Origin of the sequence: Branchiibius sp. NY16-3462-2 (assembly GCF_001594145.1) — a bacterium.
Taxonomy (GTDB): Bacteria; Actinomycetota; Actinomycetes; order Actinomycetales; family Dermatophilaceae; genus Branchiibius.
This window is the reverse complement of sequence record NZ_LVCF01000038.1, coordinates 50,346-65,825: the sequence shown is the minus strand read 5'-3', so window position 1 is coordinate 65,825 and position 15,480 is coordinate 50,346. Positions and strand designations below refer to the sequence as shown.

Sequence of the window (15,480 nt, the reverse complement as noted above, 5' to 3'; positions counted from 1 at the left end):
GGGGACCGGTTCAGTTGGCCGAGTCGTTCTCGGTCTTGTGATCCCACGTGGTCGGGAAGAGGGTCGGCTTGGTGGTGTCCAACGGAGTGCCCCCACGGTGCAGCGCGTACCCAATGATCTGGGAGAAGACCGGCGCCGCGATGTCACCACCGAAGATCGACCCGGACTTGGGGTTGTCGACCATGACCGCGACGATGTACTGGGGGTTGTCGGCGGGTGCGAAACCGATGAACGAGGCGATGTGGCCCGAGTAGCCGTGTGCCACCACGCTGTAGCGGTCGGCCGTGCCGGTCTTTCCCGCAACGTTGTAGCCGGCCACCTTGGCCCCGGGCGCGGTGCCGTTCTTGTCGTCGACCACGCCTTCCATCATCGTGGTCATCTGCTGTGCGACCTGGTCCGAAATGACGCGGGTGGGTGTACGCGAATCCTGCGGAGCCGTCCAGGTCTGCCCGTCGGTGCTCGTACCCGCGATCAACGACAGCGGCGTCCGCATCCCCTTGTTAGCGATGGTCTGGGCCACCGACGCCTGCTGCAGCAGGGTGGTCGACAACCCCTGGCCGTAGAGGACGGTGTAGCGCTGCGCGTCGTCCCACTGGGCGTAGTTCTTCAGCAGACCGCCGCTCTCCCCGGGGAAGCCCACGCCGGTGCTCGTGCCGTAGCCGAACTTCTGCATATAGGAGTACAACGTGGCCGGGTCCATCTGCTCGCCCGCGAGCACTGTCCCGATGTTGGAGGACTCGGCGATGACCCCGGCGGAGGTCAGGGACAACGTGGCGTGGTCGTGTGAGTCCTTCAGGGTCTTGCCCGCCCGTTGCAGCCGGTTGGGAACCGTGAACTGGGATGCCGGGGTTGTCTTGCCCTCCTGGAGCAGCGCGGAGAAGGTCACCAGTTTGCTGGTGGAGCCGGGTTCGTAGGCGAGGGTGAACGGCAGTGAGTTGAGGTTGCCCTTGGCCGATCCGATGTTGTTGTTATCGAAGCTCGGGTAGGACGCCGCCGCCTTGATGTGGCCGTTCAGGTCGAGCACGACCACCGAACCGTCGTCCGCGTTGTACTTCTTCACTTCGGCGGCGATCGCATTGGAGGCGTACCACTGCAGGTCGTTGTCGATCGTGAGCTTCACCGACTCGCCGGCCTTGGCGGGCGTGTCCTTGGACTCCCCGGTCGCGATCGGCTGACCGAAGGCGTCGCGCTCGAAGATGTGCACGCCGGGGGTGCCGTTCAGCTGCGAGTTCTCCATCGCCTCCACACCGCCGGATCCGACACCGTCGGCGTTCACCCAGCCCACCAGCGGCGCCACGCTGGTGCCCTGGGGATACTCGCGTTTCATGACGGTCTCGGAGTAGATCCCGGGAATGCCGAGCGCATTGATCTGCTTCCACTGCGCCGGGGAGATGTCCTTGACCAGGTAGACGAACTGATTGTTGGCGGCATTCGCCTTGGCCAGAGTCGCGAAGAGGGCGCTGGGGTCGGCCTGGACGATCGGTGCGATCTTCTGGGCTGCCTGCTGCAGGGCGGCATCGGTGCGCTTGCCGTTGTCGTTGCCGTACTGCGCCGTCGCTGTCGCGTCCGCTGTGACGTTGCGCCGCTCGACGGTCACCGCGAGGGGGGTGCCGTCGTCGCTGACGATGCTGCCCCGCGCTGCCGGGGTGGTCACTCGCGCCACCCGGGACTCATATGCCTGTTGGGAGACGGTGGCGGCGTCGATCCCCTGGATCCGGAACATCTGTGCGGCCAGCAGACTGAACACGAACAGCACCGCCACCATCAGGAAGCGCGCCCGCCGCCGCGGGTGGCCCATCCCCAGCCGGACCGGCTTGGTACGCCCGGGTTGCTGCGGCGGGGCGGCCGCCGCACGACGCGGCCGGGGGTTGCCCTTCGCAGCACCGGACGCCGCACGCGGGGTCCTGACCGTAGCGCCCGCAGGGCGGGTCTTACTACGCGGCGGCTGGGACGACGGAGTCACGGATCACCTTCTGCTGGGAAGCACGTTGCGTGGCTGGCCACGCCTTCTCACTTGGTCGGTGTGGCCGTGGCTTTGGGAGCGGCGCTCGGGGTGGACTTGGCGGTGGGTTGCTGGGTGGCTTTCGGGGTGGCGGACGGCGTGCTCGACAGTGCTGGCGGAACCACGGCCAGCTTGGGGGCCGGCGCCGGCAGTTGCACTCCCGCGCTGGCAGCGCTGGCGGCCAGGGCGGCCACCGTCGATGCCGGGGTGCTCGGGAGCGTTCCCACCGTAAAGCGGTTCGCAGATGCGCTTCCCTTCGCCACGCCGACGGTCTTGCCATTGCTGTCGACGAACCGGATCGAGGTGGCCGGAACCATCCCCTGCGCCTGTGCCTGCAGCGCCAGTTGCTGCGGCGCGGACACCGCGTCCAGCTGTCCGTCCAGCGACTCCTGGGTCGCCGCCAACGACGCCGACTTCGCCTGCAACCGGTCGAGCGCGAACGACTGCTCCGCACGCTGGGTGTTGAGCAGCAGCAACGCCACCAGACCCCCGACCATGGCCAGCAGGCAGATCATCACGAACCCGATGCCGACACCGCGGGTCTGCGGCGGAGCCACGACCGCCGAGGTGCGGCGAGCGCCCTTGGCAGCGGGCGCGGAGCCGGGACGGGTGCCACTGGGGGTACGCCGAGCGGCCGGCAGCGCCGTACGTGCGGATTTCGCCGGGCGGCGGGCAGGGGTGGGGGCGAGGCTCAACTGGCTCATGCGGACGTCCTTTCGGTGGTGCGGATACGCGCTGCGGCGCGCAGCCGGGCCGAGGCGGCCCGCGGGTTGTGTGCGATCTCGGTCTCGCCCGGGGTCTCGGCGCCCCGGGTCAGCAACTTCAGGTACGGCGCCTGCTCGGGCAGTTCGATCGGGATGCCGGGAGGGGCGGTGCTCCTGGCGCCGGCGGCGAGCGCCTGTTTGGTGATGCGGTCCTCGAGGGAGTGGTAGGACAGCACCGCGATCCGGCCCTCGACCCGCAGGTGATCGATGGCCGCAGGCAGCGCGGCCCGCCACACGTCCAGTTCGGAGTTGACCTCGATACGCAGCGCCTGGAACGTCCGCTTGCCGGGGTGGCCGCCGGTGCGTTGCGATGCCGCCGGGATCGCCGCCCGCAGCACCTCGACGAGGCGGGCGGAGGTCGTGAAGGGAGCGTTCTCGCGCTCGCGGACGATGGCCACGGCGACCCGGCGGGCGAAGCGCTCCTCGCCGTACTCGCGCAGGATGCGTTCGAGGTCGGCGCCGCTGTAGGTGTTCAGCACGTCGGCGGCGGTGACCCCCGTGGTCTGGTCCATCCGCATGTCCAACGGGGCGTCCTGGGCGTAGGCGAACCCGCGATCGGCTTCGTCCAGTTGCAGTGAGGAGACCCCGAGGTCGAACAGCACGCCGTCCACTTCGTCGACGCCCAGGTCGGCGAGGGCCGTGAAGGTCTGGTCATAGACCGCATGTACGCCGATGAACCGGTCCCCGAAGGACGCCAGCCGGGCGCCGGCCAGGTCGAGCGCCTGCGGGTCGCGGTCCACGCCGTACGCCGTGACATGCGGCAGCCGCTGCAGGATGGCCTCGGTGTGCCCACCCATGCCCAGCGTCCCGTCGACGAACACGGCGCCCGGGCGCTCGAGTGCGGGTGCGAGCAGGTCGACGATGCGGTCGCGCATGACCGGCACGTGCCGGTCGGCGGTCTCTTTGCTCATCGGGTCTGCTCCTTTCAAGGGGTGTGGTCGGTCGGGATGTGCTTCGCGCTGGTCGCTGGTCCCCAGCCGCCGGGTCGCTCGTTCCGGCATCGGGGAAGTGATGTCGGAACGCGCTGGGCAGCTGAAGACCACCGGTCAGCGCGATCGATCAGAAGAGGCCTCCGGGGATCACCTCCTCCGAGCGGGCGGCGAAGTCCTCTTCGGCACCGGCGACGAACTGCTCCCAGCGCTGGGTGTCCCACAGTTCGACGCGGTCGCCCACGCCGATGACCGTGCACTCCCGGTCCAGGCCGGCGTACTGGCGCAGCAGCGCTGGCACCGTGACCCGGCCCTGCTTGTCGGGGATGTCGTCCGTCGCGCCGGAGAGCATGACCCGCTGGAAGGAGCGGGCTTCGGCGTTGGTGATGGGGCTGGACTGCAAGCCAGCGGTGAAGTCCACGAACTTGTCCGTCGTGAAGATGTAGATGCACCGCTCCTGGCCGCGGGTCATGACCAGACCACCGGCGAGCTTGTCGCGGAATTTGGCGGGGAGGAACAGCCGGCCCTTCTCATCCAGACGCGGGTGGTGGGTGCCGAGAAACATCGTGGGTCCACCTCCTGCTTCCGCCTGGGAGGACCCGTTTCGAGCCCACCATTCACCAACTCGCTCCCGCTTGCTCCACTTTACTCCACTCTGCTCCTCCTTGTCTGCCTCAACCGCTGCAAAACACCCCTGTATTTCCGCGTTTCTGCTGGTCACAGCCGGTGGCATGCAGTGGAGGAAATGAGCAGCCCGCAGCCGCCCATCGGGTGATCGACAGCGGACAACGCGCGGATCCACCCACCTGCCACCCACCCCTGGTGCGGTGGTGGAGCGCAGTGGAGCGCCCGAGCGGCGAAGGAAAATGGCAGGATTCGGGTATGTCAGCCAGCCCCACCCAGCACGGCTCGATCAGCACCGACCCCTACCCGGGTCCCGACGCCCCCTCCTCGACGATGTCGCTGCAAGAGCTGCAGACCCTCAGCGAGACGTTGCACGGCGCGATCAGCCAGGTCATCGAAGGCAAACCCGAGGCCATCCGCACCGCGCTGATCGTCCTGCTCGCGCGCGGCCACCTCCTGGTCGAGGACGTACCCGGGGTCGGCAAGACGATGCTGGCCAAGTCGTTGGCCAAGGCCATTGACTGCCCGATGCGCCGGATCCAGTTCACTCCCGACCTGCTGCCCAGCGATGTCACCGGCGTCAGCGTCTTCAACCAGGACAGCCACGAATTCGAGTTCCGTCCCGGTGCGATCTTCGCCAACGTGGTCGTCGGCGATGAGATCAACCGCGCCTCCCCCAAGACGCAGTCCGCGCTGCTGGAGTGCATGGAGGAGGAACAGGTCACGGTGGATGGCCGCACCTATCACTTGCAACGGCCGTTCATGGTGCTGGCGACCCAGAACCCCATCGAGATGGAAGGCACCTTCCCGCTGCCGGAAGCGCAACGGGACCGGTTCATGGCCCGGATCTCGATGGGCTACCCCACGGCGGCCGCGGAGGCCACGATGCTCGACATGCACGGCGAGCACGACCCGCTGGGTGACCTGCAGCCGGTCACCGACGGCGCCACGGTCGCCCGAGCGATCGACCGGGTGGCGCAGGTGCACGCCAGCCCCGCCCTGCGGCAGTACATCGTCGATCTGGTGACCGCGACGCGCAGCACACCGGCCCTGCGGCTGGGTGCCTCGCCGCGCGGCTCGCTGCACCTGTTGCGCGCAGCCCGCGCCAATGCTGCGCTGGACGGTCGCGAGTACGTCATCCCCGAGGACGTCCAGGCGCTGTTCGTCCCCGTCCTCGCGCACCGCGTGATGTTGTCCAGCGACAACCAGCACCTGCACCGCGGCACCTCCGATGTGCTGCACGAGATCAGCCGGCGCGTGGCTGTGCCCGCCGGCGACCTGCGCAGCTGACCGGTCGTGCTCACCGCCCGTGCCTGGACCCTGCTGGGGGTCGGTAGTGCGCTGACCGGGTCCGGGATCCTGCTCGGCTACACCGACATCACCCGGTTGGGGCTGCTGCTGCTCCTGCTGCTCGGCGTGACCACGGTCCTGGCCCGGCGGGCTGCGGGCGACCTGCGGATCACCCGCAGCGTGCAACCTGCCTCGATCGGCCGCGGCCAACGCGCCACGGTGACCGTGACCGCGGCGAACACCTCAGCCCGCCGCAGCGGTGTGTCGCGGGTCCGCGAGCAGGTGGATGGCCGGCTGGGTCAGTCCCAGGAGTTCGTGTTGCCGGCCATCGGCCCGCACGACGCCGAGCAGTTGCAGTACGTCGTGCAGGGCAACGTGCGCGGCGCGCACCGGTTGGGACCTGCCTCGCGCGTCATCGAGGATCCCTTCGGACTAACCCGACGGCGAAGCACCGATGAGCGCATCGATGAGCTGATCGTGCTGCCGACCGTCACCCCGTTGGGCACCACGCAACCCCCCGGTGCGGGCATCGGCAGCGAGGGCGACACTCCCCAGATGGTGGCCTTGCACGGTGACGAGGACGTCAGCATCCGGGCGTATCACCAGGGTGACGATCTGCGCAAAGTGCATTGGAAGACCACTGCTCACCGGGGTGAGCTGATGGTGCGCCAGGAGGATCGGCCCAGCCGGAAATCTGCTCTCGTCCTGCTCGACGCCCGCATCGACGGTCACCGGGGTACGACGCCGCAGGATTCCTTCGAATGGGCGGTCAGCTGCGCAGCCTCCGTCGTGGTCCGGCTGGCCGAGTTGCACTATTCGGTGCACCTGGCCACGGCTGAGACCCTGGCCGACCTCAGTGTCGACGCCCCGGGAGATCCGGGCGACCAACTGCGCCGATTGGCCACCGCAATGACCTGTGATGGGGAGACGTTCCGCAAGGTGCGCCTACGCGCCCGGGAGGCGGTGCGGGCCGGCGCCATCGTGGTCGCGATCCTCACCGACGCCGAGGACCGGGTCGACGACATCGCCGCGATGCGCCAGCCTGGTGCCTCCGGTCTCGCGTTCATTCTCGACACCACCACGTTCGTAAATCCCGACGCGGCCCCGGGCGCGAGCGCCCAGCTGCTGCGGGCCGCGCTGGCCGGTGCCGGGTGGCGGGTCTGCGTCGTGCGCTCCAACACCTCGGTGCTGGAGGCGTGGCAGGAGGTCAGCCGCCGGTCGCTGATCCGGGTGGGTGCGCTGTGAGGCGTACGGCGACCGCGCAGGCGTTGCTGGCGGCTGCGGCAACGCTGGTCGCGGCATGGCCGCTGACGTCACTGATCGAACTGGGGCCATGGATCTGGCCGATCGCCGGTTTCGTGATCGCCGTCGCAGTCCTCGGAATCGTGCTGCGCGCAGTGCGCACACCAGCGGCGCTGATTCCGCTCCTGCAGTTACTGCTCGCCCTCATCGCGATCGTCCTGGTGTACCTACCCCACACGCTGTCACCCAGCATCCTCATCGACTCAGCACGCGCGCTGATCGACGACGGCATCCACACAGTCCAGGTCGCTGCTCCCCCCGCACCGGCGACCATCGGCCTGCGCTTCCTGATCGCCCTCGCGATCACCGGATTCGCACTGATCACCGACATCTGCGCGGCGACTCTGCGTGCCCCGGTGCTGGCCGGGGTACCGCTGCTGGGGGCGTTCCTGATCTCCGCAGCCAATACCGCTGTCGGTCTGAACCCGGTCTACTTCGTGGTGCTCGCCGTGCTCTGGCTGACCATGGTGGCGACCCAGCATGCCCAGGACCTGCAGCGGGACGTGACCGTGCGGACCCGTGCCCTGCGACCGCGCTCACTGGAGTCCCCGCTGTCAGGACATGGCCACGCGGCCCGGTTGATCGCCGTACCGGTCATCGTCGCCGCCGCCCTGCTGCCGATGGTGATCCCGCATGCTTCGGCCCACTTCTTCGCCCAGGGCCTGGCGCGCGGGTCCGGCGACGGTCCGGTCACCATCGGATTCGCCACTGACCTGGACCTGAGCGCCGACCTCAACAGCACCAACCCCTCCCCCGTGCTGACCTACACGACGTCATCGCTGGTGACCCCACCGTTGCGCGTGACGGTCACCTCCACGTACAGCGACGGTCACTGGGTCCCGGACCAAGGGGTGGCATCGGCAGTGGTGAGTGACAGCAACACGGTCCTACCTGTCCCGGGCGCGCCTGACATCGTCGGCCGGTTCACCACGGGGTCGATGAAGGTCACGGGCAGTGTTCTGGCCTCGGGGTTGCTCGCCGCGCCGTACCCGCTGCGGTCCGCCGACCTGGGCCGGGACATCTGGCTGTTCGACGAACGCACCGGGAGCGTCCAGCCGACCGGTTCGGTCAAGAACTATTCCTTGATCTACCGCGTCCTGAAGGACGGCCAGGAACCCAGCGGCGAGCAGCGCCTGGATGCGGAGGTGGCCGCGCCCGCGCTGGCGGTCGACCCGGCGTCGCAGTCCGCGGTCCGCGAGGCGCTGGCGCCGTTGCGGGCTGACACGCAATGGCAGACAGCGAAGAACATCCAGAACTACCTGCGCAACACCGGCGGCTTCACCTACTCACTGCAACTGGCCGCCACCCGGCGCGACAGCGACGGGCAGCCGCTGGACCCCCTGAGCAACTTCCTGGCGACCAAGCAGGGCTATTGCACCCAGTTCGCCAGCGCCATGGTGATGATGGCGCGCGCCGACGGAATACCGGCGCGGTTGGCGGTCGGGTTCCTACCCGGTGACCCCACGGGCACCGCCAACCAGTACTCCGTGGCCCAGTCCGATGCCCACGCGTGGCCGGAGCTGTGGTTCAGCGGTATCGGCTGGACGCGCTTCGAACCAACGCCCGGTATCCGGGCAGCCAACGCACCGGCGTACACCGCGGACCAGACCGGCGGCGTCAGCCGCAACGCCCAGCCGAGCGAGAACGACAGTGACACGTCGTCCGCGGCCGCATCCAGCGGCGCCACCTCCTCGTCCGCGGCTCCGGTGACCGGATCCGGGTCCGCCACCGGCAGCACCGTCCCGGCGTGGCTGCGGTGGGCCGGGTGGTTGGTGGCCGTCGTCGTGATCGGCGCGGCCGGTGCGGTGGTGCTGCCGATCCTGGCCCGCCGTCGGCGCGAGAGTGCGGCCGCCGACCGTCCCACCCCGCAGCGCGTGGAAGCCCAGTGGCAGCAACTGGTGTGGGATCTATCCGATCTGGGTGCGAGTGCGCCGCCCCCCGGATCACCCAGGGCGCTGGAACGGCACTACCGCAACGAGTTGCAGCTCAGCGGGGACGGTCAGCGCGCCCTGCGACAGGCCGTGCAGACGTTGGAGCAGGCGCGGTACGCCGGCGCTGCCGACGGCGCCCTGGATCTGCGTCATGACGCCCAGGAGATCGTGCATGACGTACGCCGATCGGCATCGGCAACGATGCGCATCCGAGCCGCCCTGTGGCCGCGCAGTGCGTTCTTCGCGGTACGTGACGGGGCCGCCCGGATCGCACGAACGCCGGCCCGCTGGTGGGCGGACCAGCGTCGCTGAGCCAGGGTTGTACTAGTCGAGATAGTCCCGCAGCACCTGCGAGCGCGACGGGTGACGCAACTTGCTCATCGTCTTGGACTCGATCTGGCGGATCCGCTCACGGGTGACGCCGTAGACCTTGCCGATCTCGTCCAGCGTCTTGGGCTGTCCGTCGGTCAGGCCGAACCGCATGGAGACCACACCGGCTTCGCGCTCGGACAACGTGTCCAGCACCGAGTGCAACTGCTCCTGCAGCAGGGTGAAGCTAACGGCGTCAGCGGGCACGACTGCCTCGGAGTCCTCGATCAGGTCACCGAACTCGCTGTCGCCGTCCTCACCGAGCGGGGTGTGCAAGGAGATCGGCTCGCGGCCGTACTTCTGGACCTCGACGACCTTCTCGGGGGTCATGTCCAGTTCCTTGGCCAACTCCTCCGGCGTGGGCTCGCGACCCAGGTCCTGGAGCATCTGCCGCTGCACGCGGGCGAGCTTGTTGATGACCTCGACCATGTGCACCGGGATACGGATGGTGCGCGCCTGGTCGGCCATGGCCCGGGTGATCGCCTGCCGGATCCACCAGGTGGCGTAGGTCGAGAACTTGTAACCCTTGGTGTAGTCGAACTTCTCCACCGCACGGATCAGACCCAGGTTGCCCTCCTGGATCAGGTCAAGGAAGAGCATCCCGCGACCGGTGTAGCGCTTGGCCAGGGAGACGACCAGTCGCAGGTTGGCCTCCAGCAGGTGGTTCTTGGCCTTCTTGCCGTCCTGGGCGATCCACCACAGCTCGCGCTTGAGCTTCATCTCGATCTTGTCGCCGGAGTTCAGCTTCTCCTCGGCGAACAGACCCGCCTCGATGCGCTTGGCGAGTTCGACCTCCTGCTCGGCGTTCAGCAGGGCGACCTTGCCGATCTGCTTCAGGTAGTCCTTCACCGGGTCGGCAGTGGCACCGGCGGTGACGACCTGCTGCGCAGGTGCGTCGTCCTCATCGTCCTGGCGGATAACGAATGCTGCCGACTCACTCTCCTCACCGGCCGCAGTCGGCTTGGCCTCGTCGTCGCCTTCGGCGTCCGCGCCGGCAGCGTCCGTGGCTTCGGCGGTAGCCTCCGGCGTTTCGCCGTCAGCGGTCTCTTCGACGATGACCTCTTCGGTCAGTTCGATCTCTTCGTCCGGCTCGATGTCGTCGGGTGCGTCTTCACCATCCCCGGCGACTTCAGCCTTGTCCGCGGTCTTCTTCGCCGCGGTCTTGGCGGTCGTGGCCTTCTTGGCGGCGGCCTTCTTCGCGGGCGCTGCTGCGGCACCGGCGACCTTCGCGGTGGTCTTGGCCGCGGCGCGCTTGGCCGGCGCCTTCTTGGCGGTCGTCTTCCGGGCAGTCGCCTTCGCGGGAGCCTTCCCGTCAACCTTGCTGGTGTTCTCGGCCGCGTCAGCAGGCGCTGTCTGGGTCTTCGACACTGAGGTCACTCGCTACCTTCCAGGACATGCAGAAGCCGTTGCGCCCATACCGCAGCGGGGGTCCGCGGCACGACGAACGAGGTCGTTCACAGTGATCGCGACGACTTCCGGGTCAGTGTTGGGGAGCATCTCCGGGCGGGGAAGTCCCCCTTGCGGAATGCGCTGGTCACCATTATAAAACGCTTCCGGCACCAGTTCATTCCGCAGGCTGCCGTCAATTGCCTCCGGGGTAGGCATAACCCCTGGTCAGACGGACGTTCGCCGGTTCTCCTCGGGCCGCAACCCGGGCCGGACGGCCAGGACCGGGCAGGCAGCGTCCAGCAGCAACCGCTGGGCTGCCGACCCCAGGATCAACTTGCCCACGGGCGTGCGGTGCCGCAGTCCGATGACCAACAAGGCGGCGTTCCGACGGGCGACAACCTGCAAAACCTCCTCGACCGTGTCGCCCGTGCCCTCCGGACGTACGACGTCGACTGAATAGCCCTGCGGCGCAAGGCGGGTCGTGACATCGGTGACCGGTTCGGACGCACCCCCGAGATCCACGACGACGAGCGGCAGACGCCGCCGCTCGCATTCGTCGGCCGCAGCGTAGAGAGCCGCCGTACTTTCCGGTGAGTCTGCGTAGGTGACGACGACCGACATCCCGACCTTCCTTCCCCCGGAAGGCACCCCGGGACCGGCTGCCCAGACGTTACCTGACCGGGCTACCCAACGGACGAGTGTCGGCCATCACGTCGGCGGTGATCGCCGCGATCTGGTCGTGCTCGATCAGGAACCCGTCGTGTCCGTGGTCTGAGTGGATACTCAATAACGGCTCCCGGCCGTACGCCGCGACCATGGTCTCGGACAGCGCCGGCGGGAACAACCGGTCACTGTCGACGGCCACGACACGCAACAACCCGTCGTACCTGCCGAGCACATCGGCCAGGTCTCCCCGGTCGCGGGTCACATCGTGCGTGGCCATCGCCCGGGTGAGGTTCACGTAGGACCCCGCGTCGAAGCGACGGACCAGTTTGGCGCCCTGGTGGTCCAGATAGCTCTGCACGGCGAACTGGCCACCATCGACCGGTCGGTGGGTGGTCTGCGGAGACAGGCCGAACCGGTCGTCGAGTTCGGCGGCCGAACGATAGGTGTTGTGCGCGATCCGACGCGCCAGGCCCAGCCCGGCAACAGGAGTGTCGCCGCTGTCGTAGTAGTCGCCGCCGCACCAGGCCGGATCATTCTCGATAGCGACCAGTTGGGTGTGTCCCCAAGCGATCTGATCGGCGGTGGCCCACGGTGTGCTGGCGATGACCAGCGCTGCTCCCGTGCGCTCGGGGTAACTGCCGACCCACTCGATCGCCCGCATCCCGCCCATCGAACCGCCAAGGACCAGTTGCCACCGGTCGATGCCCAGATAATCGGCGACGATCGCTTCGGCATCGACCTGGTCGCGGATGGTGGTGCGCGGGAAGCGCGAACCCCAGGCCCGGCCGTCCGGCGCGAGGGTGTGGGGACCGGTGGTGCCCCGGCACCCGCCGACCGCGTTGACCGCGACGACGAAGCTGGTGTCCGTGTCCAGCGGCGCACCCGGGCCGATGATGCCGGGCCACCAACCGGGAGTGGGTTGACCGGGGCCGGTCGGCCCGACGACGTGCGCGTCGCCGGTCAGGGCATGCTCGATCAGGATCGCGTTGTCCGCCGCGGCCGACAGCGTGCCCCAGGTCTGGTAGGTGATCACCAGATCGGGGATGTGCTCACCGGTCTCGGTGACGAACGCAGGTACGCCGATCGCGTGCGCCGTGGGATTGGCGCCTTCGGGGGTGGGCAACTCCCGCGCCTGCGACCGCGCGCGCTGTGACGGGGTGATACGGGATTCGACGATAGTCATCCTGGCCTCTCCGGACGGGAGGGGCCGGTCGGCCCCGCGGTTGCCGGACACCTGATCCGGCCTTGTCCTCACCCGGGGCACCCCACCGCGAGGAGGGTTGCCGTCCAGCTAGCCGGGGCTTGTCGCTGGAACTCTTGACCCGCCCAAGATAACGCACGAACGCACTTCAGGCGGCCCCACCGGTCCGGCCACGCTGCAGGAGCGCCAGCAACTCGGCGTACGGGCCGATCAGGTAGGCCAGGTCGCCTACCGCGAAACTGGTCCCTCTGCGCGGTGGGTGCTCCAGCGAGCCATCCGCCCGGCGGATGGCGATGACGCGGGTAAGCGCGGACAGTTCATCCATCGTGACGGAGTCCAGTCCGCTACCCACTTCGAACCGGCCCACCATGAAGGACTCCCCGCGCACCGAGAAGGTACCCAGGACGTGCAGGCCGAGGGCGGCGCCGACGAACCAGGGCACGGCAAGGTCGACCGTCGGCCGCACGTTCTGGAAGCCGAACCGGTGGACCACGGCGCCGGCCAGGTCCCGGTCGAAGATCCGCAGTACCACCGGGACACCGTCACCGGTGGCGGTCCCCCAGCGTGGCCCGAGCAGGGTGCGCACCGCGATGGCCACCTCGATATTCGTCAGGTCGCTGCTGGTGACCACGGCGACCGCCCGGGCACGACCAAGACCGGCGGAAGCCATGGTTTCGGGCAGCGCAGCGTCGCCGTAGATGACCGGTATATCGAGACCGGCGGCCGTCTCGCTGAACCGGGTGTGCTCGGCCCGCTCGACGACGACCACCGGCTCGCCACGATCACGAAGGGCCCGCGCCACCGACATTCCGAAAGCACCCAGGCCGACGACCACCGTGTGCCCGCTCATCCGGCGGGCCCGGGTGCGGGCAGCGCCGTGCGACAGTCGGCGCGAGATGAGCACGTCGGCCAGGAACGCCATCACGATGGCAGTGGTGGTCACGCCGGCGAACATCAGCAGGATCGACCACAGCCGCAGCCACGGCGGCTGCGTGGCGAAGTTGAAGTCGCCGTATCCCACGGTCGCGATCGTCTCGCTGCTGAAGTACAGGGCGTCCAGGGCGCTCATCCCCGGTTTGCGGTAGCCGCGCCACAGCACGATCGTCGAGATGCACAACAAGGCGGCGAGCACCGCCGCCATCCGGAACAGGTTCGGGTTGGCGTCCCGGGCGAACGTCTCGGCAGAGTGCAGCAACCGGTGCACCAGCGGACGCCGCTCGCCCTCAGGGGCGGCTCGGGCCGGCGCCGGCAGCGGCAGGTGTTGCTGCGCGAAATCCGCTGCGGTACCGAGCAATACGGCCCGCTCGCCCGCGCGGACGATCCGGTCGCGACCGGGGCAGGCGGACACCTCACCGTCGACACCGATGACCGCCACGGGCGCGAGATCGCCGAATCGGGCGCGCAGGCTGGCGTCCTCAAGGACCGGGAACGTCGCGACGACGAAGGTCGTACCCGCGACGTCGATGTCGTGCACCGTCTGCCCCAGGCAGGCTTCCACCACCGACGGGGTGGCCAACGCCGCGACATCAAGGACCACGTGTCGCTGCGAACCGTCCGCCATCGCGGTGCCGACGGTGGCATTGGACAACTGGGTGACGATGCGTGCAGTCGGCGCCAGTTGTTCGGCCAGCAGCGCGATCTCGAGGTTCCAGCGTTCGTCGTCGGAGACACACACCACGGCCTGCGCCCGGCTCGCCTCGCACTCGGTCAGAGCATTGGTCACTCCGAACTGGGCGGCGACGACCCGCACGCCCCACCGGCCCTGTGCCGCGGACACGGCGGACTCGACCGCAGGGACCATCAGCACCACCTGCTCCCCCGAGTCCAGCAACTGCTCGACCAGGCGCAGGGCGAATCCGGAGAAGCCGCAGACCACGACGTGCCCAGGCATGGGTTGACCGTAGCCAGCGGCGCCCCGAGCCGGGGGGACTTAACCCGATGGTTACACGCGGGTTCACGCGGACAGCCACTCCGGCGGTCGCGCGGGGACCGCGTTGGTCACGGCCGCGGTGATCAACCGCGCCATCGTGTAGTCCGGCTCCCGCAGCAGCGCCTGCTCACAGGCCAACGTGGCATCGGCGCCACCGCCGTGGCCCCAGGAGTTGGCGGCGATCAGCGTCAGCACCGGTGCCTGATGGTGGCGCGGGATGGCCGGCAACGTGTCGATCATCGACCACTGCATCTGCCGGTACCCCGGCAGCGGCGGACCGTGGTGCAGTTGGGCGTCGATCCTGGCAAAATGCGGCCGGCAGTCGAAGTGCTCGTTGGATGCCTCGTGTCTCGGGAACGCCTCTGGCGCAAGCAGACTCATCACGACATCGCGCCATGCCTTGTCGCGCATCGCCCGCACCGCGATAATCAACTGGGCGTCGTCGCAGCCACCGCGCAACCAGGCCAGCACCGACGCAGCAACCGTCCCCAACGCCCGCGGGATCTGTTGCTCCCAGTCCGCCGTCTGCGGGCCGCTGCGTTGCAGCAACTCTCGCAGCGCGTTGCGCCCGGACAACGGGACAGCACCCTCGAGGATCTCCTCGGTGATGGCCGGCACCTCCTCCGGGCGCGGCAACGGCGTCCAGTCGCGCGGACAGCCGCCGCAGGAGCACTTGACCGCCCGCCACTGCCCGCTGTCGGTGATGGTCTGGTGCGAGATGGGCACACCGCACCGGCGATCACCTGCAGCACGGGGTCCAGCACAGGCGGCTGCGGCAACGGTCCATGGATGGCCAGCAGCACCGAGTCCGCTCCGACACTGCGCAGGCCTCGTTCGAGGGCCGGCATGGATGCTCGCAGTTGATCGTCGTCGGCACCATCGATGTGCGCCTGGAAGACGATGGCACCGTCGCGCCATGCCGCCAGCACCACCGCGTCCTGCGGGTGGAATCCGAGGTGGTAGGGCACGTAGGCCAGGAACTGATGGATCCCGCGTAGTCGTCGTCGCATGACGGCAACTGTGCTGGCCGGCGACCGCCAGCGAAATGACAACGGCGCCCGGTGTGGACAACCCCGCCGGGTC

General features: G+C 68.7%; 12 protein-coding genes, 1 pseudogene and 1 riboswitch. Of the genes and pseudogenes, 3 read left to right on the top strand and 10 right to left on the bottom strand.

Features of this window, described 5'->3' with window-relative positions; translation table 11 throughout:
* Positions 1 to 10 precede the first annotated feature (10 nt).
* The 4 genes from AZH51_RS12125 to mraZ form a co-directional block, all read right to left on the bottom strand.
* Positions 11 to 1,963 (bottom strand): penicillin-binding protein 2, encoded by a 1,953-nt coding sequence (locus AZH51_RS12125; protein ID WP_291524638.1) that lies wholly within the window; start codon positions 1,961 to 1,963, stop codon positions 11 to 13.
* A 47-nt stretch (positions 1,964 to 2,010) separates the two neighbouring features.
* The gene (locus AZH51_RS12120; RefSeq protein ID WP_291524636.1) at positions 2,011 to 2,706 is read right to left on the bottom strand and encodes a hypothetical protein; all 696 of its coding nucleotides are present in this window, start codon (positions 2,704 to 2,706) and stop codon (positions 2,011 to 2,013) included.
* Positions 2,703 to 3,677, bottom strand: coding sequence for a 16S rRNA (cytosine(1402)-N(4))-methyltransferase RsmH (gene rsmH / locus AZH51_RS12115; RefSeq protein WP_291524634.1), 975 nt, complete (start codon positions 3,675 to 3,677; stop codon positions 2,703 to 2,705). The genes AZH51_RS12120 and rsmH overlap by 4 nt, the downstream gene beginning before the upstream one ends.
* A gap of 148 nt (positions 3,678 to 3,825) precedes the next feature.
* The gene (gene mraZ, locus AZH51_RS12110; protein ID WP_291524632.1) at positions 3,826 to 4,260 is read right to left on the bottom strand and encodes a division/cell wall cluster transcriptional repressor MraZ; all 435 of its coding nucleotides are present in this window, start codon (positions 4,258 to 4,260) and stop codon (positions 3,826 to 3,828) included.
* 392 nt (positions 4,261 to 4,652) lie between these two features.
* On the opposite strand from mraZ, the gene AZH51_RS12105 reads away from it, so the two are divergent.
* From AZH51_RS12105 to AZH51_RS12095, 3 genes are read left to right on the top strand one after another with little or no spacing between them, the layout of a single operon-like run.
* Complete coding sequence (locus tag AZH51_RS12105; protein WP_291524999.1) at positions 4,653 to 5,609, top strand: MoxR family ATPase; 957 nt, start codon at positions 4,653 to 4,655, stop codon at positions 5,607 to 5,609.
* Between the two features lie 6 nt (positions 5,610 to 5,615).
* Entirely contained in the window at positions 5,616 to 6,854 is a 1,239-nt protein-coding gene (locus AZH51_RS12100) for a DUF58 domain-containing protein (RefSeq protein ID WP_291524630.1), read from the top strand.
* Complete coding sequence (locus AZH51_RS12095) at positions 6,851 to 9,154, top strand: DUF3488 and transglutaminase-like domain-containing protein (RefSeq protein ID WP_291524628.1); 2,304 nt, start codon at positions 6,851 to 6,853, stop codon at positions 9,152 to 9,154. Before AZH51_RS12100 ends, AZH51_RS12095 begins: the two co-directional genes overlap by 4 nt.
* 12 nt (positions 9,155 to 9,166) lie before the next feature.
* On the opposite strand, the gene AZH51_RS12090 is transcribed toward AZH51_RS12095, so the two are convergent.
* The 6 genes and pseudogenes from AZH51_RS12090 to AZH51_RS18750 form a co-directional block, all read right to left on the bottom strand.
* Positions 9,167 to 10,588, bottom strand: a complete 1,422-nt coding sequence (locus AZH51_RS12090) for an RNA polymerase sigma factor (RefSeq protein WP_291524626.1) — start codon at positions 10,586 to 10,588, stop codon at positions 9,167 to 9,169.
* Positions 10,589 to 10,825: 237 nt separating this feature from the next.
* Complete coding sequence (locus AZH51_RS12085; RefSeq protein WP_291524624.1) at positions 10,826 to 11,221, bottom strand: universal stress protein; 396 nt, start codon at positions 11,219 to 11,221, stop codon at positions 10,826 to 10,828.
* Between the two features lie 49 nt (positions 11,222 to 11,270).
* Positions 11,271 to 12,449 carry a homoserine O-acetyltransferase gene (locus AZH51_RS12080; protein ID WP_291524622.1) on the bottom strand — a complete coding sequence of 393 codons (1,179 nt, stop codon included), beginning with the start codon at positions 12,447 to 12,449 and terminating at the stop codon, positions 11,271 to 11,273.
* A gap of 31 nt (positions 12,450 to 12,480) precedes the next feature.
* Positions 12,481 to 12,589, bottom strand: a riboswitch (SAM riboswitch).
* A 26-nt stretch (positions 12,590 to 12,615) separates the two neighbouring features.
* Positions 12,616 to 14,358 (bottom strand): NAD-binding protein, encoded by a 1,743-nt coding sequence (locus tag AZH51_RS12075; RefSeq protein ID WP_291524620.1) that lies wholly within the window; start codon positions 14,356 to 14,358, stop codon positions 12,616 to 12,618.
* 63 nt (positions 14,359 to 14,421) lie between these two features.
* Entirely contained in the window at positions 14,422 to 15,123 is a 702-nt protein-coding gene (locus tag AZH51_RS12070) for a DUF4192 family protein (protein ID WP_367188047.1), read from the bottom strand.
* 14 nt (positions 15,124 to 15,137) lie between these two features.
* Positions 15,138 to 15,407: pseudogene (locus AZH51_RS18750) on the bottom strand (DUF4192 family protein); the annotation flags it as partial.
* Positions 15,408 to 15,480: the final 73 nt, after the last annotated feature.

Bases quoted from the DNA above. Each gene is read 5' to 3' on its own strand.
- AZH51_RS12120 (WP_291524636.1), bottom strand. From the start codon at position 2,706: ATGAGCCAGTTGAGCCTCGCCCCCACCCCTGCCCGCCGCCCGGCGAAA.
- rsmH (WP_291524634.1), bottom strand. From the start codon at position 3,677: ATGAGCAAAGAGACCGCCGACCGGCACGTGCCGGTCATGCGCGACCGC.
- mraZ (WP_291524632.1), bottom strand. From the start codon at position 4,260: ATGTTTCTCGGCACCCACCACCCGCGTCTGGATGAGAAGGGCCGGCTG.
- AZH51_RS12105 (WP_291524999.1), top strand. From the start codon at position 4,653: ATGTCGCTGCAAGAGCTGCAGACCCTCAGCGAGACGTTGCACGGCGCG.
- AZH51_RS12085 (WP_291524624.1), bottom strand. From the start codon at position 11,221: ATGTCGGTCGTCGTCACCTACGCAGACTCACCGGAAAGTACGGCGGCT.
- AZH51_RS12080 (WP_291524622.1), bottom strand. From the start codon at position 12,449: ATGACTATCGTCGAATCCCGTATCACCCCGTCACAGCGCGCGCGGTCG.
- AZH51_RS12075 (WP_291524620.1), bottom strand. From the start codon at position 14,358: ATGCCTGGGCACGTCGTGGTCTGCGGCTTCTCCGGATTCGCCCTGCGC.